The following is a 21,168-nucleotide window of genomic DNA, read 5'->3' as shown; positions in this document are numbered from 1 at the left end:
CGATAATGGCCACGTCGCTCGAAAGCACTGAAAGCCGTGACTTGCCGGCGCTGGACCGGCAGCGTTCGTCGACGGTGCCGGCACGCACGCCTGTCAGCCGTTCGATCTGGCGTTGCGCATCGCTTGTCGCCGCCCTTGGCCTGTGGCAGATCGCAACGCAGTACAAGGTCTCGCTCGGCTTCGTGACAATGGCGAATGTGCCCGCACCGACGGAGGTCGCGCTGGCGTTCTGGCGCCTGCTGCATTCGCCCAAGCTGCCAATGCACCTGTTCGCCAGCATCATGCGGGTGCTGGTTGGATTCAGCGCGGCAACAATTGTCGGGATCGGCCTGGGCCTGGCTATCGGGCGGTATCGCGCGTTCGAAGATACAGTACTGCCGTCGCTGGAAGTGTTGCGGCCCATTCCCGCAGTTGCATGGATTCCGCTGGCGATCCTGATGTTTCCATCGTCGGAGATGAGCATGATGTTCATCACGTTCATCGGAGCGCTGTTCCCGATCCTGCTCAATACCGTCCACGGCGTGGAAGGCGTCGATCCTCGTCTGGTCGCCACCGCGCGCAGCCTCGGCACGGGTGGCCTGTCCCTGTTCAGCGAAGTGATCCTGCCCGGCGCGGCGCCGGCCATCCTGACCGGTTTGTCTATCGGCATGGGCACTGCGTGGTTCTGCCTGATCACCGCCGAGATGATCGCGGGGCAGTACGGGATCGGCTATTTCACGTGGGAGTCGTACTCCTTGCAAAACTATGCGGATATTGTCGTCGGTATGCTGCTGATCGGCGCGCTTGGCATGGGCAGCAGCGTACTGGTCAAAAGGCTCGGGCTGATGCTGATGCCGTGGTACCGGTTGAGCGAGGCGCGTCGATGAATACCCCGATGAGCGACGTGCTGACCGAGGCGGCCGTGGGCCGTGTGGACGTACGTTCGCTAAGCATTGACGTGGGGTTGCCGGGCGAACGCTTCACGGCGCTCGACCACCTGGATTTCACCATCGAGCCGGGCGAATTCGTCTGCGTGCTCGGACCGTCCGGTTGCGGCAAGTCGACCTTGCTCGGTGCTATCGCAGGACATGTGGCGTCCACTCGCGGCGAGATCGCGGTCGATGGCGAGCGGGTCGAAGGCCCGCATCGAAACCGGGGTCTTGTGTTTCAGCAGCACACGTTGTTTCCGTGGAAGCGGGTGATCGACAACGTTGCGTTCGGTCTGAAGATGAACGGGCTCGGCCTGGAGGAGAGGCATCGCGAGGCGCGTGCGCTGCTCGAACTGGTCGGCTTGCAGGGCTTCGAAGCGCGTTACCCGGTGCAACTGTCGGGCGGCATGCAGCAACGGGTGGAAATTGCACGCGCGCTGATCAACCGGCCGCACATTCTCCTGATGGATGAACCGTTCGGTGCGCTCGACGCGCAGACGCGGCGGATGATGCAGAGCCTGCTGCTCGATGTGTGGGCGCGCATGCGCACGACGGTCATGTTCGTGACTCACGATATAGACGAAGCGTTGTTCCTGGCCGATCGCATTGTCGTGCTGTCGCGCCGGCCCGCTCGAATTGTCGCGGATCTTGTGGTGCCGCTCGCCCGCCCACGCAATGACGAAAGCACGGTTGCGGCGGAGTTCATCGAGATCAAGCGGCGTTGCCTCGCGCTGCTGCGTGAGACGGCGTGATATTGCTTTATACGTCATCCTGACTATTCATTGCTCATTCAATCATTCGCTCATTCATGACTGCATCCTCTCCGCTGACTTTCGATCCGGACGCGCTCGATCCAGAAGCAGCGGCTGTGCTGCCGCGCCTGTCCGATACTGACCCCGTAGTTCGCCGCATTGCGCTCCTTGAGCTCGCGGATCTGGAGGATGAGGACCTGCTGCCGCCGATAGTCCATGCACTGCGTCATGACGATTCGGCTGATGTACGCCGGGAGGCGGCGCGCGTATTGGCGGCATGGGAAGGAGCCGAGGTCGTTGACGCGCTGTGTCGTTCCCTTCTCGATCCCGATGAAGCGGTGCGCGTTGCAGCGGCTCAAAGCCTCTCGGAACTCAAGGAGGTGACGTCCGGCCATGTACTGCTGGAATGGGTCGCCAATCCCGATCCGTTCGTGCAGGTCGCGATACTGCGTGCATTGCGTGAATTGCGCCTGACCGATGCTTTCGACCCCGCCATGCGGGGATTGTCACATCCGCTTGCCGCGGTGCGTCTGGAGGCTGTCGGCGTCGCGGGCTGGCTCAAGGACGAGCGCGGGCTCGCGCAGCTCGCACGGGTGGCCGCCGGGGACACTGATCCCGATGTTCGGCGGGCTGCAGTGGGGTCGTTGGGGCTCGGCTCGGAGCCGGCGGAAGCTATTGTCGATGCGCTGCTCAGCGGCTTGCGTGACAACGCCTGGCAAGTACGCGAGGAAGCGGCCGCGACGCTGGGCAAGCTGCGTGCGGGGCAGTCCCGCGATGCGTTGATTGCGTCGCTGGACGATCCCTATTGGCAGGTCAGGCTGAAGTCCGCACGCGCGCTCGGACGGTTGCGCGACCCGGGTGCGGGAGCGGCGCTTGGCGGGCTGCTGTCGCATTCCATCAGCAATCTGCGCAAGGAAGCAGCGCTTGCGCTCGGCGAGCTCGGCGACCGTGGTTTGCTGCCGGTGCTGCAAGCAGCGCTTGGCGACCCGGATCCGGAAGTACGCAAGGCCATTCGCATCGCGCTGCAACAGATAGAAGGACTTCCTCTGTGAATGTGCCCGAGCGTATTGACCTCGATTCGCGCGCGCATACCCTGACGCTGCATTGGCCGGGCGCGCGGGCGCAGCATGTCAGTCACGCGGCCTTGCGCCGTGCATGCCCATGCGCCGGATGCCGTCGCATTCGCCTCGCCGGGGGTGTCGTGCAGGCAGCCGAGGAAGTCGCCGTGACAGACATTCAATCGATGGCGTATGGCGTGCAGTTCAGCTTCAGCGACGGCCACGCACAGGGGATCTTCCCCTGGACGTTTCTTGAGACGCTCGGGGATTGACCTGCGAGATCAACTGACTCAGCCCTTCCAGGACTTTTCGCAGACCCCCCTCAGCCCGCGGCGCGTTGCCGTACAGCCTGCGCGTGACGATTCCCCGGACGTGGCAGTCCCAGGTTCTCGCGTAGTGTCGTGCCTTCATACCCGGTGCGAAACAGTCCGCGCCGCTGCAATTCCGGCACTACCAGCTCGGCAAACTCGGTCAGTCCGCCCGGCAACCATGGCGACATGATGTTGAAGCCGTCCGCGCCTTCTTCCTCAAACCATTGCTGCAATTGGTCTGCAATACTCTCTGGAGTACCAACGACCTGCTGGTGTCCGCGAGCGCCGGCTATGCGCAGGTACAGGTCCCGAATGCTCAGGTTTTCCCGCCGCGCCAGGTCAAACAGCAATTGCTGCCGGCTTTTGCCGCCGTTCGTTTCGGGCAGGTCGGGCAATGGCCCGTCCACGGCATACTTCGATAAGTCGACACCGCCGGTCATTTTCGACAGCAATGCCAGGCCGACATCGGGATGAATGAGGTCCTGCAGTGCGTTGAACTTGGCGCGAGCCTCGTCGTGGGTCCTGCCGATCACCGGGAAGATGCCCGGCATGATCTTGAGGTCATCAGGCTGCCGGCCGTATTTGACGAGCCGCCCCTTTACGTCCTGATAGAAGACCTTCGCTTCATCGAGCGTCTGGTGTGCGACGAAGATCACCTCGGCGGTCTGTGCGGCAAGCTCGCGGCCAGCATCCGATGCCCCGGCCTGCACGACCACTGGCCAGCCCTGCGGCGAACGGGCGACGTTGAGCGGGCCGCGCACCTTGAAGTGCTTGCCGCGATGGTTCAGTGTATGCAGCTTGTCAGGATCGAAATAGATTCCGCTTTCACGGTCGCGAATGAAAGAGTCGTCTTCCCAACTGTCCCAGAGGCCCGTGACGACGTCATGGAACTCGCGTGCGCGTTCATAGCGAACCGCGTGAGCCGGGTGTTGCTCGAAGCCGAAGTTGAGCGCTTCCGTTTCGCTGCTCGATGTAACCAGGTTCCAGCCCGAGCGGCCGCCGCTCAAGTGATCGAGAGAGGCGAACTTGCGGGCGACGTTGAACGGTTCATTGAACGTGGTGGAGACCGTCGCGATCAGGCCGATGTTTTTCGTGACCACCGACAGGGCGGCCAGCAAGGTCAGCGGTTCGAAGTGGTCGGCGCGTGCCGTGCGCGAAAGCGATGCGAGATTCGTGTCACTAATACCGACACTGTCGGCGAAAAACACCGCGTCGAATTTCGAACGCTCGGCAATCTGCGCGAGCTGGGCATAGTGCGAGAAATCGAGTCCGCCGGCGAGATGCGTATCGGGATGACGCCAGGCAGCAATATGGTGCCCTGTCTCCATCAGGAATGCACCCAGCTTGATTTGCCGCTTGGCCTTGCTCATTGCGTGCTCCGCTTCATAGAGTCGTTGGGTCGTTGAGTCGTTCGGAAGGGTGGATATCCATTCTTCGCCGTGGAGACAGTTTCAACAATCAACCATTTTTGCTTTGCATATTCTGCGCAATGGGCAATGGATCGCGTTAAAAGCCCGAAGGCGGGTGCGTCAACGCATGGATGATCCGTCGCGACGACAGTTTCGTCGTCGCGACGAGTGCATGTTCTGCGATATGCATATGTCTATTTTCGCTGTATCGATAGGAAAACAAGATAGTTGCGCCAGCACCCGCATGGTTGCTCTCATAGAGGGTATTTCAACGAGCCCGAGGGAGCAGGAATCGTGAGCGCCGTACAGAAGCGGGAGACGCAATGAGTAACGGCAATTCGGGCGGACAAGTCGTATCGAGTGCGGAAGGGGCCGCCCAGCATGAGGTGGACGTGCTGGTCATAGGCGGCGGCCCGGCGGGTGCGTGGGCAGCGATCAGCGCCTCGGCCAAGGGCGCGAAGGTGTTGCTGGTGGACAAGGGCTTTTGCGGAACGTCGGGGGCGACGGCGCCCGCCGGCACGGCGCTATGGCACGTTCCTCCGGACACCCAGTCGCGCGAGAAAGCCAAGTCGAGCCGGTTCGCCCTCGGCGGCGAGCTGGCCGAGCACACGTGGATGGACCGTGTTCTCGAACAGACCTGGATCAATGCCGAGCGGCTGGCGGAATGGGGTTATCCGTTTCCGGTCGATGCCAATGGCACCGAGCATCGCGACTCGCTGCAGGGCCCCGAGTACATGCGGCTCATGCGCAAGCGGGTCAAGCAATCCGGCGCCCGGATCCTCGATCACAGCCCCGCCCTGGAGTTGCTGACCGATGAACATGGCGTGGTTGCCGGCGCTGCCGGCGTGCACCGGCAGACAGGCGACACGTGGCTCGTGCGTTCGCAAGCTGTCGTGATCGCGACAGGCGGATGCGCGTTCCTCAGCCGCGCGCTCGGCTGCAACGTGCTCACTGGCGATGGCCAGTTGATGGCTGCTGAAGCGGGCGCGGAACTGTCCGGCATGGAGTTTTCGAACGCGTATGGATTGGGCCCCGCATTCTCCTCGGTGACGAAGTCGCTCTTCTATAACTGGGCAACGTTTTACCATGAGGATGGCTCGGTGATTGAAGGCGCCGGTTCGGCGCGCGGCAGGGGCATCATCGCTCATACATTGCAGACGCGGCCGGTGTACGCGCGCCTCGATCGTGCCGACAGCGACGTTCGCCAATGGATGCGTACAGCCCAGCCCAATTTCTTCCTGCCGTTCGACCGTCATGGCATTGATCCTTTTGAACAGCGCTTCCCCGTGACCTTGCGCCTTGAAGGCACCGTGCGCGGCACGGGTGGCTTGCATGTCGTCGATGAAAGCTGTGCAACGTCGGTCGAGGGACTCTATGCCGCGGGCGACGCAGCCACCCGCGAACTGATATGCGGAGGCTTCACGGGTGGAGGCAGTCACAATGCGGCCTGGGCGATGTCGTCGGGATTCTGGGCGGGCGCGGGTGCCGCGGATCGTTCGAGGGACGCCCGCGCCGCGTCCCGGCGTGTGCTGAGGCGTGCCGGCGGAGTAGGCCTGCGCACAGGCAGCGCAAACGCCCCGTACGATAGCGCCGATGTTATTCGCGCCGTGCAGGCCGAGGTTTTTCCCTATGAGCGTAACTGGACGCGAAGCGGCGACCTGCTCGAAGACTCGTTGCAGCGCCTGGATGGCCTATGGGAGGGGCTGAGACAGTGCGCACCGGCGCAGACCGCTCAGGAGGCCGTGCGTGCCCGTGAAGCGGCCGCCATGCTTGCTACGTCGCGCTGGATGTATCGGAGCGCCCTGCAGCGCACCGAGACGCGTGGCATGCACCGCAGGCGCGAGCATGGGGCGCTTGACCCGCGTCAACACCATCGGCTCGTGAGCGGCGGGCTGGATGAGGTGTGGGTGCGGCGGCTTGCAGTGCCGTATCGGGAGCAGAGGGACTTTTCTGTCGCGGCGGCCGCATGATCGAAATCGTCAGTGCCGCGCGCTGTACCGGATGCAATATCTGCGTGACCGCGTGCCCGACCAACGTATTCGACGCGGTGCCGAACGGAGTTCCGGTGATTGCCCGGCAGGACGATTGCCAGACCTGCTTCATGTGCGAACTGTATTGTCCCGAAGACGCGCTCTTTGTCGCGCCGTTCGTCGACCGGGTCCGGTCGAAGGAAAGTGTCCTTGGCGAACCCGTGACAATGGGCGCCTATCGCAGTGCGGTGGGCTGGGCACGCGGAGAACGGTCCACTGCGGATCAGGACGCGAGCTACGAGTTGCTGATCAGGGCTCGCTGATACGCCGGGCGTCGCAGGGCCGGTGTGTTCACGGCCTGTTTCGCCAGGTATCAAAACGCCGGTATGATCGCGCCTTTATAGCGCGTCAGAATGAAATTGCGCACTTCGTCGGATTGATATGCCTTGACGATCTGCTGCACCCACGGCTTGCCGGCATCCTGTTCCCGAACTGCGATCAGGCAGGCGTACGGCCCATTCGCATCCTCTACCAGGATGGTGTCCCGGCCAGGATTCAGACCGGCCTTTATTGCATAGTCGGCGTTTATCGTGGTTGCATCGAAATCGTCGAGCGTGCGCGGCAGTTGCGCCGCGTCGATCTCGGTGAACTTGAAATGCTTCGGGTTACTGATGATATCGCGAGGTGTCGCGTTGATACCCGTTACCGGGTCGATCCCGGAGCGCAGCTTGATCGCCCCCGCTTTCTGCAATAGCAACAGCGTCCGGCTCTCATTCGCCGGATCGTTCGGAATGCCGATGCCGGCACCGTCGGGAAGCGCCGGGAATTGCTTGTATTTTTTGGAGTAGATGCCAATAGGGCCGATCCACGTACGGCCGATGCCTACCAGCTTATAGCCGCGTGCGCGAATCTGGGACGCGAGAAACGGACGATGCTGATAGCTGTTGGCGTCAATGTCGCCCGCGTCGAGCGCGGCGTCCGGCTGTATGTAGTCGCTGAAGGCCACAATCCGGATATGCAGGCCATAGTCTCGTTGCGCCACCTTTTTGACGGCTTCGAAAATCTCCTCGTGGGGTCCCGTCGTCACACCGATCTTCAGAACTTGTTCTTCTGCGTTTGCATTCGAGCCGCCTGTCAGGACGAGACAGGCGAGTGCAAACAGGACGGCGCGCCGGGAGAAGCTCAGCAAAGGAGACACTTTATATTCCTTGACCTGATTATTGAGCGCGCAATTTAACGCATCCCGGCACGCACGCAAACCAAGTATTTCGGCTATACAAAGCACTGTCCTCGTGAGGCGATCGCCATGGCTTATGCCGGCGCGACCGCCGCAACTAGTCGTCCAGACGAATGCCGACCTTTAGCGTCACTTGCCAGTGCGCAACCTTGCCGCCCTCCACATGACCACGCGTTTCAATGACCTGAAACCAGTCAATGTTATGCAAGGTCTTGTTGGCTCGTGCCAGAGCAACCGACACCGCGTCGTCACTCGATTGCGTTGACGAACCGGTCAATTCAATTTGCTTGTAGACGTGATCGGACATTGGATGGTTTCCTTGAAGAAGTCAGGCTGTGAATTGACCTTCGGTGGCGATTTCGCCAATCGGTTTGCGCGGGCTGGGCGTTTCCCGCGCCTGCAGCGCCTCCGGCAGTGAAGCCTTGTCGCCGAGGCGGCCTATCGCGATTCCCGCTTCAATCGAGTAGGTGTCCGGGATCTTCAACTCCGTGCGGATTTTGTCCCGCTCGATTCCGGCCAGCCCGTGCGTATGCCATCCGGCCAGACTGGCCTGCAGCGAAAAATAGCCCCACGCGGCGCCGCTGTCGAACGAATGACTGATTGATGTCACTTCGTCCGTTGCGCCCTGCGGGACAAACGTACTCTTTGAAAGGACGATGACCAAGGCCGCTGCCTCACGTGCCCAGCTCCGGTTGAAGTCGTTCAGGAAACCCAGGAACTGCTTCCAGTGCTCGCTGTCGCGCGTTGCATACACGAACCGCCACGGCTGTGAGTTGTACGAAGACGGCGCCCAGCGGGCGGCCTCGAAAAACGTCAGCAGCGTCGCATTGTCGATAGTTTCCGGGCTGAAGGCGCGGGGCGACCAGCGATTGACGAATTGCGGATCGATAGGGTGGTCCGGGCTGCGAGGGTTCGGCGTTGTCATGATGGGTAGTCACTCACTGGTTGCTCGCGCTCACAAAGGAGCTGCGAAGGAAACGTCACGGTGAAGGGGTCGAGTGGCTTGGTTCGAATCAAGCACGCGCCTGAGCCAGTATAAGAACGGGGAACGATTTGATCTAACAAGAAATTGGCTGAACCTTATCGCGATAGCGCGGCAACGCGTTTTCCGTGTTCGGATGTAAGGGGGAAGAAGGGAGACTTTCACCCGCAATGGCCGCATGCAAAGCGTAGGAAAGCGGATTGTCATTCCGGTTTTCCTTCTATCGATATGCGAACAAACTGGAAGGACGGCATTGACCGGTGCAGCATGGCCGACGCATGCTTGCAGGTTCTGATTCCTGTCTTTCTCAATCCACGTTAGGTCGACTGATGCCTTCGTCAACTCCCCGCTTTGGCATTTGGGCACTCGTGCACGGTAGCCGTGCCGCGCTTCAGGATCCTGATGAACCCTACGATGCGTCATGGTCCCGCAACCGCGACCTCGTCCTGGAAGCCGAGCGGCTCGGTTTCGACTCAACGCTGGTTGCGCAGCACACGATCAATCCTCATGACGAAACGCTTGATCAACTGGAGGCCTGGACTGCTTCGGCAGCGTTGGCTGCGCTCACCACGCGCATCGAGATCATCACGGCGATCAAGCCCTATCTCTATCATCCCGTCACCCTGGCCAAGATGGCCATGCAGATTGAAGACATCAGCGGCGGGAGATTCGCCATCAATCTGGTCAACGCATGGAATCGCCCTGAGCTGGCCAAGGCCGGTATAGGTTTTGCCGAGCATGACGAACGATACGCGTACGGCCGTGAATGGATCACGGTTGTGAATGACCTGATGCTTGGAAAACGCACCAATTTCAAGGGGCGCTTCTTCGACGTGGAAGACTACGTCTTGCGTCCAGCCGACCGCTTCCGGGAGAGACCTCGCATCTATGTCGGCGGCGAGTCGGAGCCGGCGAGAGCGCTGGTGGCTGACCGCGGGGATTTCTGGTTCATCAACGGGCAACCGTTGCCCGATGTGCGCCGATTGATCGACGACGTGGGAGGGCGTGCGCGTACCGGCCCGCCATTGCGCTTCGGGCTTTCCGCCTTCGTGATTGCACGGTCAGCGGAAGGGCAGGCGCAGGAGCATCTCGATCATCTGTTCGCGCTTGCCGCGAAAGATGCTGCGTTGCGTGCGTCGCAGAAGGAGAACACCGACCCGAAAGCGGTCATGCACCAGACCTTCGCCAAGTCAGCGCGGGTGGGGAGCAATGGCGGAACCGCGGCGGGGTTGGTCGGCAGCTACGAAACGGTGGCGCGGCGTATTGTCGAGTTTCATCGGGCGGGAATCGAATTGTTCATGCTGCAGTTTCAGCCGTTCGAAGCGGACATGAAACGCTTCGCGCAAGAGGTCATACCGCTCGTCCGTGAACTGACAGCTCGCGACGATGAGTAGGGGTTACAAAGCTCGATCGGGCCAAGACTTACGGTGAGATTATGAGGAGCGGAATAAGGCCCGCTTCCGAAATCCTGCTAGCGAGCGCTTAGTACGGTCCATCCTTGCTCGTTGCTTCCAAAGTGATTGCACTCACGTCCTTGCGCTTTTGCGTGGACTTAAAAAGAACGGGTGCTTGGCGGCAACCCCGGCAGTGGCGCGGCCGGTTATCGATTCGCGTCACTTTGTGAATTTCAAATGAAATTAAATTATTTCTGCTTTTGAGGCCCCGCTCTCATAGTCTCGATCAGGCACTGCGTTCCGCCGAAATCATCATGCGAATAACCTGCGCTACCGCGCCGGCATTGAACAGCCAATCCCGGCGGCTTTCGGTCTTTCGATCGGGATTCCCTGGTTACCGGGCGCTGCTTTGAAGTGAATCTGGTCTGGAGCGCTGTCCGATGTCCCACGTATCGTCGTCCCCCGAGAGCCTGTCGCAGAAATCACTTTGGGTGGTTGGCATCGCCATTCTTCTGGTTTGCGTCGAGGCAAGCTGGAAGACCCAATCGACAAAAGAGAGCGTTGCAGCCGCTGCGCGCCATGTCGCTATTCCGAATAACGCGAGGGCGCCCGATTACGTGGTGTACCGCGCGGTCGATGATCGCACCGTCTCCTTCAGCCTGAAGGCCGGAGACGATTGCGTCTACATAGACAATGCGGACAGCGTAAGTCGGGCCGGCAACGCCGGCACAGCGCTCGTCCCGGTGTTCTGTCCTGCTCGCGGGGCTGGATGGACATCGCTGAACCTCCTGACGCGTAGTGAACCTCCTGGTGCAACCGGACAGGCGCGTTGATGCGGCGCTTGCGTCTATCTTTCCCGAACGCGGATCACGCCTATCCATATTCTCTGTATCAATCGTTCTTTGCTGTTACCGAATGCGCCCCGGGCTCCCACGATTTTGCGTTTTGCGTGGCGACGTCCTTTCACCGCTTTGAGAACTACGCATGAAGCCCATCCCCTGGTTGAGCGTTGGCGCGGTAGCGGCCGTCGCGGTTGCGGTCACGCTGATCGGTGTGAAAAATGTTCAGGGCGACGTCAATCGTCAGATACTGAATGTTTCGTACGATCCAACTCGCGAGCTATATCTTCGACTCGATCAGCAGTTCGTCGCCAACTATCAGCGTGACAATGGCGTTCGCCTGCAGGTGAAACAATCACACGGAGGCTCTTCGCGGCAAGCACGCTCGGTGATTGACGGCGAACAAGATGCGGACGTGGTGACGCTGGGATTGTTCACGGATATCGATGCGCTGCGCAAGCGCGGCCTGATTGCCGATGGCTGGCAGGACCGATTGCCGCATCATTCCCAGCCTTACTACTCGACCATTGTCTTCGTGGTTCGCAGAGGCAATCCCAAAGGCATTCATGATTGGCCTGACCTGGTGAAACCTGGCGTGGAGATCATCACCCCGGACCCGCGAACGTCAGGCAACGGCAAGCTCAGCGCACTGGCTGCGTGGGGCGCCACGACAACGCGCGGTGGCACCGACGCTGCCGCACACGCTTATCTGGAGGCCCTGTACCGGCATACCACGCGCCTCGATAGCGGTGCTCGCGGCGCAGCGGCAACCTTCGTTGTCGAGAAGCTGGGAGACGTTCAACTGACCTGGGAAAACGAAGCAATACGCGAGCTTGCCGACACGCCCGGTGAACTCGAGATCGTGTATCCACCGGTCAGCATTCTTGCCGAGCCCTACGTTGCGTGGGTCGACCGCAATGTCGCCCGGCACCATAGCGAGCGCTACGCACGGGCCTATCTCGACTACCTCTTCACGGATTCCGCACAGGAGATCGCGGCGCAAGCGGGGTATCGTCCGGTCAACGCTGCGATCGCCAGAAAATACGCCGACCGGTTAAGACCTATCAAGCTTTTCAATGTGACCGACATCGCTAAAAGTTGGGACGACGCCAATCACAAGTTCTTCGACGAGAACGGGGTCCTCGATACGGTTCTCGGTCCTGCCGGCGCGGCTGCTGCCGAACACGCCGCCGTCGCAATCCAGAAAGATGGGGCATGAGACCAGCATGAAACTTATAAATCGACTCAACTACACTGCGAAAAAGGGTCGACGTGACCTGGTGGCTGGGCTGACAGTCGCCGCCATATCCTTGCCGCAAGGCATGGCTTACGCATTGATTGCCGGTGTCGATCCGCGCTTTGGTTTGTACTCCGCAGTAATAGTGACACTGGTAGCGTCAATCTTCGGATCGTCGTCGCACCTGATCAATGGACCGACCAGCGCCATTTCGCTCGTGGTATTCAGCGCGCTCGCCTTTCTGGATCCGAACGCAAGCGCCGACATCTACGAAGCCATGTTCCTGCTCGGCGTGATGGTCGGCATCATTCAAATTGCCATAGCGGTGTTCCGTCTGGGCGACCTCACACGGTACATTTCGGAATCCGTGATCCTGGGTTTCATGGCTGGCGCGGCTGTGCTTCTGGTAGTCGGGCAGATCGGCAATGTGCTTGGCGTGCGTGAGAAAGGCTCGGGCCACCAGCATGTGCTCTACCGGTTGTGGCTGACTGTTGTTCATGGTGATCCGGTGAACCTTAAAGCCCTCGCGATCAGTGCTGTCACAGTCGCACTGGCTATCTCGTTGCGAAAAGCCGTGCGCCGCTACAAGTTGCCGCAGTTCGAGATGTTCCTGGTGCTGCTTGTGATGAGCCTCGCGGCTTTTGCCCTGGGATGGTCCACGCCAGGGGCAGGAGGCAAGACGGCGGTTTCGGTGATCGGCGCGTTGAAGGCCAGCCTGCCCGAACCGCATATCCCTGAGATCAAGTGGTCCTGGCTTGGGCAGCTCTCGTCGTCGGCGGTTGCAATCGCGTTCCTCGGTTTGCTCGAAGCGCTCTCGATCGCCAAATCGATCGCACACAGGACCGGCCAGCCGCTGGACTATAACCGTCAGTGCATGGCTGAAGGACTCGCCAACCTGGCAGGCGGTTTTTCCGGTGTTTGCCGGGCTCCGGTTCTCTTTCGCGTTCAGCCATCAATTACCAGGCGGGCGCGGTCACACGGTTCTCAGGCGTGGTCACGGCAGTGATCGTCGCTGTGGCAGTGCTGCTTCTCGCTCCGTTGACACGCTATATTCCCAAGGCGTCGCTTGCCGGCCTGTTGCTCGTTACAGCCTTTCGCCTGATCGACTTCGAACGGATCCGCTACGCGCTTCGGGCGTCTCGTTACGACGCGGGGCTTGTATTGATTACGGCATTGTCGGCGCTTGTCATTGGGGTCGAGTTCGCCATTCTCGTCGGCGTAGCCGTGTCGATCGTGCTGTTCGTGCCGCGTGCGGCGAAATTGAAAGCGACCGAATTGTTCGTGAGCCCGGAGCGGGTAGTACGCGAACGCTTGCCGAGCGACCCGGAATGTACGTCTGTCGCGGTGTATGACCTGGAGGGCGAATTGTTCTTCGGCGCTGCACTGGAGTTGGATCGTCACTTTGAAACGATCAACGCGCAGGTCGAAGCTCGCGGGATCCGCCATGTCGTCTTGCGGCTTAAACGCGTGCGCAATCCAGACGTGGTGTGTATAGAAAAGCTCGAGCATTTCCTGCGCGAAAGTCAAAGCAATGGCCGGATTATTCTGCTCGCGGGGCTGCGCCCTGAGTTGCTTGCAGCGCTCGTCAAACTCCAGTTCTCCGACTGGTACCCACCGGAGCGTTTCTTCCCTGAAGAGGACGAGCGCTATTCGGCGACGCTTCGTGCCGTACGTTATGCATACAGCCTGATTGCGAATGCGAATACGTGTGCCCACTGCGCGCAGCACAGCGTTGAGCCGATTCCCGTGCGCGAGGATGACCGCTTGTATTACCTCGTCTGACTCGTATGCCGGCGATGAAATCGATTCCATCTGACAGCGGCACGAGCTGGCGCCACACGGTCGCCGGTCCCACCCGCGGTACCGATTGAGTCAGGGACGCCCGCCTTATTTGCTATCACGAATATGTCATTTGACATCCTTGCCCGTGGCACAAAGAATGGGCTTCATGTTGCGACGCATCACGTTCGCATCATGTTTTTTTGAAGTAACCGCCAGTGCCCGCCAGTGTTCGTCTACCCAGGAGCATAGAGATGACCCAGTTTTCTCCGGAACAGTTCGCCGCAACACAAAAAAGCCATGTCGAAACATTCTTCAACCTGACAAACAAGGTGTTTGAGGGCGTCGAAAAGCTGACCAACCTGAACCTGCAGGCCACGAAGTCGATATTTGCCGAAACGCAGGAAACCACGCAGAAGGCGCTGTCCGGGAAAGATCCGCAGGATCTCGCCAAGCTTCAAAATGCCCTGGCGCAGCCGGCCGCCGAAAAGGCGCAGGCCTACAGCCGTCATGTGTATGAGATCCTGACGGGCACCCAGGCGGAATTCCTCAAGGTCGCTGAAGCGCAGTTTGCCGAATACAGCCAGAGCACGCAGTCCTTCATCGACAATCTGACGAAGAACGCGCCGGCCGGCGCGGAAACTGCGGTGGCACTGCTGAAGTCGACGATCACCGCCGCCAATACCACGTACGACACGGTCCACAAGGCAACGAAGCAGGCCGTCGAACTTGCTGAAAGCAGTTTCGACGCCGCGACCACTGCCGCGTCGAAGGCCGCGAAGGAAACCACCGCACAAGCGTCGCGAGCCTCCAAGACGACGACCGCCTGACGCAGCAACGCAGGGTGAGGGGGCATACCCCGCGCCGTGCTGCACCGGCCGGACGTTCGTTCCGGTCGGGAAGGGCTTGAATGATTGTCATGCCCTGCATCGCCAGCTTCCTGACGAAAGCAGGACAGCCGAAATCCGCAAGAAATCCCACCACGTTCTCAGCCACAACCAAGCCATCGCACGATGCATATGCGTAGCGCCACCCGTTGTCAGCGCTGTCGTGTATTGCATATCAGCATTGATCGGTTCGTTCTCGCGCTCCTGGTTGTCAGGATTAAAGGTCAGATGCGACTAACTGTGCATGTACGCTGACCTGCTAGGGTTGATTCACGGTTTTATCGAGATAATTATTTAGGTATACAAATCTATTACTGATCGGGCGACCAAGATTGGAAGTTGTCAACTGATGCGCGTGAGAATGCGCTCGATCTGCACTGGGACCGAAGGTATCGAATGCTTCAAGTGCTGCTTGCTGGGTCTAAAAAGCACACGCTAAACGGTGATTAGCATCCAACGAACAATTCTTGGACCTTTGAAAACCGCGTCCCTATAATCGGCCAACACTAATTCACTGTTAAAAGAGAGAGTCGCTATGGTTCGCCGTGCCCTACGCTTTATGGCTGTTGTTGCTGCTACCTTCACTATGTTGCATGGCGGGGCATTCGCAGCCGATTCCGCACCTTTGAAAGTGGGCGTGCGTGGCGGTGTCGATGAACAGATATGGGAAATCGTGACGCAGGTGGCCAGGAAGAATAACCTGCCTGTGGAGTCCATCGTGATTACAGGAACGGCCAGCCCTAACGAAGCACTTAACAACGGCGACCTGAACGCGAATTCGTTCCAGCACATTCCATTCTTGCGGGATCAGGTAAAGCAGCGAGGCTACAAGATCGTGGCCGTCGGTAACACCTACATCTCGCCAATCGCCTTTTACTCGAAGAAGTACAAATCACTGGAGGCACTGCCCCCTGGCGCGACGGTCAGCATTCCAAGCGACCCCAGCAATCAAACGCGTGCACTGGTCATTCTGCGCGATCACAAACTGATTACGTTGCGCGACGGATTCGATCCATTCACCGGAACGGCGACGCTGCAGGATGTAACCTCGAACCCCAGGAACCTGAAGTTTGTCGAGGCCGCGGATATTGTGCAAGTGCGTTCGCTCCCGGACGTCGACGCCGCAGCGATCGTGAACAACTTCGCCTCTGAAGCCGGTCTCTTCGCGACACGCGATGGCATTGCGGTCGAGAGGAAGGAACACAATCCGTACGTCAACGTTATCGCGGTCCGCGAACAGGACAAGAACGCTCCGTGGGTCAAGAACCTCGTCAAGGCCTATCAGTCGCCGGAAGTACGGACATTCATCGAGACGCATTTCAACGGCTCTGTCATCCCCGCATTCTGATAGAGCCATGCCTTTCGTCTATCGACTGACGCTGTACGTTTTCCACTCCGCCTGAGCATCGTGCATGTCTTTAGAACCCGCAGCGCCGTATGCGCCCGGCTTTAAAAAAATTCCTGTTCGAGGTCTGTCTATCAACGATGTTCATGACTCTGTTCTTCGCGTGGTTCGTGGCCCGCTGCCAAGCACGAAACCGCCGGATGTTCATATTGCGTTCGAGGGTTTGCAGAAACAATATTCAGGACGCAAAGGGACGGTCGTTGCGCTCAGGGACGTCTCGTTCAACGTAGAACGCGGCGAGATCTTCGGGATTATCGGGCGCAGCGGGGCAGGTAAGTCGACCCTGCTGCGTGCGATCAATATGCTCGAGTCACCGAGCGCGGGGCGGGTTCGCGTGGACGATATCGACGTCGGTACGCTCGATGAGGATTCACTCGTTGCGCTGCGCCGGCGCATTGGCATGATCTTCCAGCATTTCAACCTGCTCTCCGCGAAGACGGTCAGGGAGAACGTGGGCTTGCCGTTACGGGTTGCCGGGGTAAAGCCGAAACTCGTGCATGAGCGAGTCGACGCTTTGCTCGAACTTGTCGGACTGCGTGACAAGGCGGACATTTACCCGGCCAGGTTATCGGGCGGCCAGAAACAGCGAGTGGGCATTGCCAGGGCGCTTGTCCACAACCCGGAAATCCTGCTGTGCGACGAGGCCACGTCGGCGCTCGACCCGGAAACAACGCAGTCCATTCTCGATCTTCTACGGAACATCAATCGCAAGCTTGGCCTGACCATTGTGCTGATCACGCATGATATGTCGGTCATTCGCGAGATTTGCCATAAGGTGCTGGTCCTGGACCACGGGCAAGTCGTGGAGCGGGGAGAGGTCTGGGAAGTCTTCGGCAATCCACAAGCTGATGCAACCCGGGCCCTGTTGCGGCCCCTGCTTCACGATATTCCACTGGATCTGGCGGACAGGCTCGTAGCGGACCTGAACGGACGTCACGGGGATGCCATTCTCAAAGTCAGGTTCCCGGGGAACGGGCTTCCCGGTGGTGTCCCATTTGCCGCCTTGGCTGCGCTGGGTCAGGGCGCGAACCTGTTGCACGGTGGATTGGATCGTCTTCGCGGGCATGCGCAGGGAAATCTCCTGATTTCGCTGCCTGCGCAAGGGTGGAATGAAGAACAGGCACGCAAGACGCTGCCGGCTGCTCACATAGAGGTGTTAGGTTATGTCCACGCCGATACTTGACCGATACATTCATGCGCTCCTCCAGACGCTGCTCATGGTGAGTGTGTCGATGGCGATCGCGATAGTGACGGGTCTGATCATTGCCGTTGTCCTGAATGCAACCGCTGTTGATGGCCTGTATCCGAAGCCCCGTCTGAACAAGACGTTGTCGATCATCATTAATATGTTTCGTGCGATCCCCTTTATCATCTTGCTGGTCGCGCTGTTGCCTGTGACACGTTTCATCGTGGGAACGACGCTTGGCACCTGGGCGGCTATCGTGCCGCTTAGTGCGAATCTCATACCGTTTTTCGCGCGAATCGCGCAAGTCAGCCTCAACAGCGTCGAGCCGGGTTTGATTGAAGCCGCACGGGCAATGGGATGCCGGCGTTGGCATATCGTGCGGCATGTGTTGCTGCCGGAAGCGCTTCCCAGCATTCTGGGTGGGATGACCGTGACTGCCATCGCCATGATCGATACTTCCGCAATGGCCGGAGCCGTGGGTGGAGGAGGCCTGGGCGACATGGCAATTCGATACGGCTATGAACGATACGAGACGCAAGTGATGTTCATGGTTATCGTGATTCTTATCGCCCTGGTGTCTATCGTGCAGTTTGCAGGCGAATGGCTTGCCCGGCGCACTGACCACAAGCGCTGAGGGGCTTGGTGCGCGAGATACGACCGCAGGCGAGCTTGCATTGAATAAATCTGGGAATCGATAGGTCGATAAGTCGTTTGGAAGGGGTTTGACGAGCAACTAATATTCTTAGGATTCCGGCTTAATTACAGGATAATCAATGAGGCTCACGCGGGTTACCCTTCTTGGACGCATGCGGATTGGCCGCGACTACAATCCAACGTATCTGGCGCAACAATTTGACGTTACCACCGCGATCTTGCGCGACACGCTATGTGCACTTGCCCAGGAGGGGTTCGTAAAAATGATCAATAGGGCGGATGGAAAAATAGCATTTCGCCGTGTAAAAAACGAACTTCCCGGACGAGCTGATGATCGCATTGAACAAATGTTGAGTACCGCAACTTTTCCAGTTACACGTCACGTGACGGGTATGCTCAGCGGCTATGGCGCCTCATTGGCAAGCGTTCGGGACCTCGCGCTATTAACGCGAAGGGCTTAGTTGTTCAAATAGGCTCGATCCCGTAGTAAAGTATTTACCTCGGAGACATTGATCGGCCGGAGCAACTCTCGCGTGGTGCGGGCGTCGGGTCATCGCTCTATACAACGCCATGGTTCGAACCAAACGTGATTTTCTTGCGCTGAATGATGTCGATCGGCCAACGCTTAGGAGATTGCTCGAGCGGTCTCAGGAGTTAGCGGGTTTCTGGAAAGAGCGCCGCATGCCGCAAAGCTTGACGGGCAAATGCATCGGACTCGTAGTCAACGATACCGGCTGGCGAAATACAACGGCGTTCGATCTTGGCATCCAGTCAATGGGTGGCCTATGCGTGCATGCGCCGCTGCGCTGGGATACGCGTGAAGATCTGGAGGACCTTGCCGCCTACCTCGACAACTGGTTTGACGGTATTGTCACGCGTGCTCCCGACCTGGCTGTGCTGCGCAGGCTTGCCGACTTGTCGCGAGGACCGGTAATCAATGCACGCACTCGACACAACCATCCGTGCGAAACGCTTGGTGATCTCGCCTTTTACTTCCATCGGCATGGCACGATCGATGGAATAAAAGTGGCCGTGGTATCCCCCGAATCGAATATCCTGGGCTCCTGGATCGAGGCCGCCGCGGCGCTTCCGATCACGGTGGTTCAGGTATATCCGGAGAGGTGGCACGCGCCGGCATCGCCGGCTGACACGCCTCGTTTTTACACAAGCACGGACCTCAATGAAATCTCGGATGCGGATATTCTGGTGACGGACTGCTGGCCTGAGGAAGCTAACCCGGAGGAACTGTCGCGCTATCAGATAACGACTGATCTATTGGAGCAACGAAGACCCGGTGCCGAGTTCTTGCCGTGCCCGCCAGTCTCTCGTGGCAAGGAGGTTTCGGCGGGCGCGATGAAGCACGTTAGCTGTCGTGTGGTCGAGGCCAAAGCGTTTTTGCTCCATGCCCAGAATGCTGTTCTGGAGCAGATGTTTGCAGCGGTTTGAAGGAACGGAAATGGAACAGAGCACTTTGCAAGCATCCTTCATACCGGCGAAGCTAGTGCCCGAATTGCTGGTTACGGATATAAACGCAAGCTTGCGGTTCTGGCGTGATCTCTGCGGTTTTACGGTCGTTTATCACCGTCTGGATGAGGGCTTTGTCTATCTGGATTGCGATGGCGCGCAAGTCATGCTGGAGGAAAGGGGCCGCGGGCGTAACTGGATAACGGCTGTGCTTGAGGCGCCACTCGGGCGCGGGACGAACTTCCAGGTCAGCGTAAAGACGCTTGCGCCCATACTCGAAGCGTTGGGAAGCGTCGACTGGCCTTTGTTCCTGGCGCCCGAGCAAAAGTGGTATCGCACGGGGGAAATAGAAGTGGGGGTGCACCAGTTCCTGGTTCAAGACCCGGACGGCTATCTTGTGCGATTCTCGGCCAGCCTGGGCCAGGGGCGGGTTCGGGACCTTCGGTAACGCGTTCTACTTCTACTACTACGGAAAGTCGCTACGCAAGAACAGGAGAGTATTCAATTGCAGGTACGCCCCATTTCCCCGGCCGAGCTCAATCAACTGTCGCTTCTCTATGGTCACTTGCACACATCAGATGAGCCGCTTCCGGATGCATCGGTCATCCGCTCGGTCTGGAACGAGCTCATGGCGGACCCTCGCCATACCGTGTTCGGCGGATACAGGGATGGCGAGCTGGTTTCGAGCTGTACTCTGACTGTCATACCGAATCTCACACGTGGTTGCAGGCCTTATGGGCTGCTGGAGAACGTCGTGACTCATAGCGCTCATCGCGGGAATGGCTATGGCAAGGCAGTGCTCAAGGAGGCTCTGGCATCGAGCTGGTCGGCCGGTTGTTATAAGGTGATGCTGCTTACGGGAAGAAAGGATAAAGCGACCGTGCAGTTTTACGAGTCAGCGGGTTTTGACGGGCAGGAAAAACTCGCATTCATCGCGAAGCCAGGCCGCTGACGCCTGGCGACCGGCTGTATTAACAGACTTGGCAAACTTGATAAACCTGGCGATCGCAGACTGAATACGCGTCAGGGTCTGAGCATCAGCAAGATCGATGCGCGGCAATTGATGAAGAACCTAAGTCCGACCCACCACAACGAGGTTTAGCCATGATCATTGCGCACTATTCACATCGCCTGCCGGCCAATTACGATGTGGGACTGATCAGGTCCCGGGCGAAGGAACGTGGTCCGCTTTGGGATGACGTTCCGGAGCTTTACTTTAAAGGTTTTCTGCTGCGGGAAAGCGGGCGCTACGGCGCCATCGCGAATGATTATTCCTCGCTGTATTTGTGGCGTCAGGACGAGGCATTTCGTGATTTCCTGGTGAGCGGTCGCTACAAGGTTGTGACGGACGCCTTCGGGCGGGCGGAGATCAAGACTCGGTTTGCGCTCGACGCGCGCAGGGGCCCTGCGCACCAGGCTCGATTCGTCGTCAAGGAGGACCTGGACATTCCTCTGGACGCCGACCTGACGGCTGTGTTCGCGAGCGAGATAGAACGGAACCGGGAAGTCGCCGAGCGATCCACAACGGTCGCAGCCGCCGTGGGTGTGGACGCTCAGAGCTGGAAATTCACGCGCATCGTGCTGTCCGAGCGTGAACCGGCGGCAAGCGACTCTGGCACAAGCTACGAGATCCTGCACCTCGCCGCGCCGCTTCTGGATACGCTCCCACGGAACGCTGCATAGAGCCAGGAGGGCG

General features: G+C 59.2%; 23 protein-coding genes and 1 pseudogene. 20 read left to right on the top strand and 4 right to left on the bottom strand.

Going from position 1 to position 21,168, the window contains the following annotated elements:
* The first annotated feature begins 5 nt into the window (after positions 1–5).
* From ABH944_RS09715 to ABH944_RS09700, 4 genes are read left to right on the top strand one after another with little or no spacing between them, the layout of a single operon-like run.
* On the top strand, positions 6–866 hold the full coding sequence (locus ABH944_RS09715; RefSeq protein ID WP_404606539.1) for an ABC transporter permease: 861 nt from the start codon (positions 6–8) through the stop codon (positions 864–866).
* Positions 863–1,660: an ABC transporter ATP-binding protein gene (locus ABH944_RS09710; protein ID WP_404606537.1), complete on the top strand. Its 798-nt coding sequence runs from the start codon at positions 863–865 to the stop codon at positions 1,658–1,660. Before ABH944_RS09715 ends, ABH944_RS09710 begins: the two co-directional genes overlap by 4 nt.
* Positions 1,661–1,716: 56 nt before the next feature.
* Entirely contained in the window at positions 1,717–2,712 is a 996-nt protein-coding gene (locus ABH944_RS09705; RefSeq protein ID WP_404606536.1) for a HEAT repeat domain-containing protein, read from the top strand.
* Entirely contained in the window at positions 2,709–2,990 is a 282-nt protein-coding gene (locus ABH944_RS09700) for a gamma-butyrobetaine hydroxylase-like domain-containing protein (RefSeq protein ID WP_404606535.1), read from the top strand. The genes ABH944_RS09705 and ABH944_RS09700 overlap by 4 nt, the downstream gene beginning before the upstream one ends.
* Positions 2,991–3,040: 50 nt before the next feature.
* Here the strand turns inward: ABH944_RS09700 and ABH944_RS09695 are convergent, their stop codons facing one another.
* Positions 3,041–4,399, bottom strand: a complete 1,359-nt coding sequence (locus tag ABH944_RS09695) for an LLM class flavin-dependent oxidoreductase (RefSeq protein WP_404606534.1) — start codon at positions 4,397–4,399, stop codon at positions 3,041–3,043.
* 362 nt (positions 4,400–4,761) lie between these two features.
* On the opposite strand from ABH944_RS09695, the gene ABH944_RS09690 reads away from it, so the two are divergent.
* Together ABH944_RS09690 and ABH944_RS09685 are read left to right on the top strand one after the other, a co-directional pair.
* Positions 4,762–6,408, top strand: coding sequence for an FAD-dependent oxidoreductase (locus ABH944_RS09690; protein ID WP_404606532.1), 1,647 nt, complete (start codon positions 4,762–4,764; stop codon positions 6,406–6,408).
* A complete protein-coding gene (locus ABH944_RS09685; protein WP_404606530.1) occupies positions 6,405–6,731 on the top strand; it encodes a 4Fe-4S binding protein in 327 nt (108 codons plus the stop codon). The genes ABH944_RS09690 and ABH944_RS09685 overlap by 4 nt, the downstream gene beginning before the upstream one ends.
* Positions 6,732–6,781: 50 nt before the next feature.
* Here ABH944_RS09685 and ABH944_RS09680 read toward each other — a convergent pair whose 3' ends face one another.
* The 3 genes from ABH944_RS09680 to ABH944_RS09670 all read right to left on the bottom strand — a co-directional run bounded on the left by ABH944_RS09680 (position 6,782) and on the right by ABH944_RS09670 (position 8,570).
* Positions 6,782–7,570 (bottom strand): MetQ/NlpA family ABC transporter substrate-binding protein, encoded by a 789-nt coding sequence (locus ABH944_RS09680; protein ID WP_404606943.1) that lies wholly within the window; start codon positions 7,568–7,570, stop codon positions 6,782–6,784.
* A gap of 172 nt (positions 7,571–7,742) precedes the next feature.
* On the bottom strand, positions 7,743–7,952 hold the full coding sequence (locus tag ABH944_RS09675; protein WP_404606528.1) for a dodecin: 210 nt from the start codon (positions 7,950–7,952) through the stop codon (positions 7,743–7,745).
* A gap of 21 nt (positions 7,953–7,973) precedes the next feature.
* Entirely contained in the window at positions 7,974–8,570 is a 597-nt protein-coding gene (locus ABH944_RS09670; protein ID WP_404606527.1) for a nitroreductase family protein, read from the bottom strand.
* A 386-nt stretch (positions 8,571–8,956) separates the two neighbouring features.
* Between ABH944_RS09670 and ABH944_RS09665 the strand changes: the two genes are divergently transcribed.
* From ABH944_RS09665 to ABH944_RS09600, 14 genes and pseudogenes are all read left to right on the top strand, one after another.
* Positions 8,957–10,021: an LLM class flavin-dependent oxidoreductase gene (locus ABH944_RS09665; protein WP_404606526.1), complete on the top strand. Its 1,065-nt coding sequence runs from the start codon at positions 8,957–8,959 to the stop codon at positions 10,019–10,021.
* 440 nt (positions 10,022–10,461) lie between these two features.
* Positions 10,462–10,854 carry a hypothetical protein gene (locus tag ABH944_RS09660; protein ID WP_404606525.1) on the top strand — a complete coding sequence of 131 codons (393 nt, stop codon included), beginning with the start codon at positions 10,462–10,464 and terminating at the stop codon, positions 10,852–10,854.
* Positions 10,855–11,005: 151 nt separating this feature from the next.
* The gene (locus ABH944_RS09655) at positions 11,006–12,079 is read left to right on the top strand and encodes a sulfate ABC transporter substrate-binding protein (protein ID WP_404606523.1); all 1,074 of its coding nucleotides are present in this window, start codon (positions 11,006–11,008) and stop codon (positions 12,077–12,079) included.
* Positions 12,069–13,207: pseudogene (locus tag ABH944_RS09650) on the top strand (SulP family inorganic anion transporter); the annotation flags it as partial. The gene ABH944_RS09655 and the pseudogene ABH944_RS09650, both read left to right, overlap by 11 nt.
* A gap of 114 nt (positions 13,208–13,321) precedes the next feature.
* Positions 13,322–13,879 (top strand): STAS domain-containing protein, encoded by a 558-nt coding sequence (locus tag ABH944_RS09645; protein WP_404606942.1) that lies wholly within the window; start codon positions 13,322–13,324, stop codon positions 13,877–13,879.
* 251 nt (positions 13,880–14,130) lie between these two features.
* Positions 14,131–14,706, top strand: coding sequence for a phasin family protein (locus ABH944_RS09640; RefSeq protein ID WP_404606521.1), 576 nt, complete (start codon positions 14,131–14,133; stop codon positions 14,704–14,706).
* Positions 14,707–15,298: 592 nt separating this feature from the next.
* A complete protein-coding gene (locus tag ABH944_RS09635) occupies positions 15,299–16,111 on the top strand; it encodes a MetQ/NlpA family ABC transporter substrate-binding protein (protein ID WP_404606520.1) in 813 nt (270 codons plus the stop codon).
* A 64-nt stretch (positions 16,112–16,175) separates the two neighbouring features.
* Positions 16,176–17,351: a methionine ABC transporter ATP-binding protein gene (locus tag ABH944_RS09630; RefSeq protein WP_404606518.1), complete on the top strand. Its 1,176-nt coding sequence runs from the start codon at positions 16,176–16,178 to the stop codon at positions 17,349–17,351.
* Positions 17,332–17,988, top strand: coding sequence for a methionine ABC transporter permease (locus ABH944_RS09625; RefSeq protein ID WP_404606516.1), 657 nt, complete (start codon positions 17,332–17,334; stop codon positions 17,986–17,988). The genes ABH944_RS09630 and ABH944_RS09625 overlap by 20 nt, the downstream gene beginning before the upstream one ends.
* A 139-nt stretch (positions 17,989–18,127) precedes the next feature.
* On the top strand, positions 18,128–18,469 hold the full coding sequence (locus tag ABH944_RS09620) for a hypothetical protein (RefSeq protein ID WP_404606514.1): 342 nt from the start codon (positions 18,128–18,130) through the stop codon (positions 18,467–18,469).
* A 109-nt stretch (positions 18,470–18,578) separates the two neighbouring features.
* Positions 18,579–19,454 carry an ornithine carbamoyltransferase gene (locus tag ABH944_RS09615; RefSeq protein WP_404606512.1) on the top strand — a complete coding sequence of 292 codons (876 nt, stop codon included), beginning with the start codon at positions 18,579–18,581 and terminating at the stop codon, positions 19,452–19,454.
* 10 nt (positions 19,455–19,464) lie between these two features.
* The gene (locus tag ABH944_RS09610; RefSeq protein WP_404606511.1) at positions 19,465–19,920 is read left to right on the top strand and encodes a bleomycin resistance protein; all 456 of its coding nucleotides are present in this window, start codon (positions 19,465–19,467) and stop codon (positions 19,918–19,920) included.
* Positions 19,921–19,977: 57 nt separating this feature from the next.
* A complete protein-coding gene (locus ABH944_RS09605; RefSeq protein ID WP_404606510.1) occupies positions 19,978–20,424 on the top strand; it encodes a GNAT family N-acetyltransferase in 447 nt (148 codons plus the stop codon).
* A 152-nt stretch (positions 20,425–20,576) separates the two neighbouring features.
* Positions 20,577–21,155 (top strand): DUF4865 family protein, encoded by a 579-nt coding sequence (locus ABH944_RS09600; RefSeq protein ID WP_404606508.1) that lies wholly within the window; start codon positions 20,577–20,579, stop codon positions 21,153–21,155.
* Positions 21,156–21,168 lie beyond the last annotated feature (13 nt).

Source organism: Caballeronia udeis (assembly GCF_044909315.1).
Lineage (GTDB): Bacteria > Pseudomonadota > Gammaproteobacteria > Burkholderiales > Burkholderiaceae > Caballeronia > Caballeronia udeis_A.
Note: the sequence above shows the minus strand (reverse complement) of the source record. Positions and strands in the feature narration are given on the sequence as shown.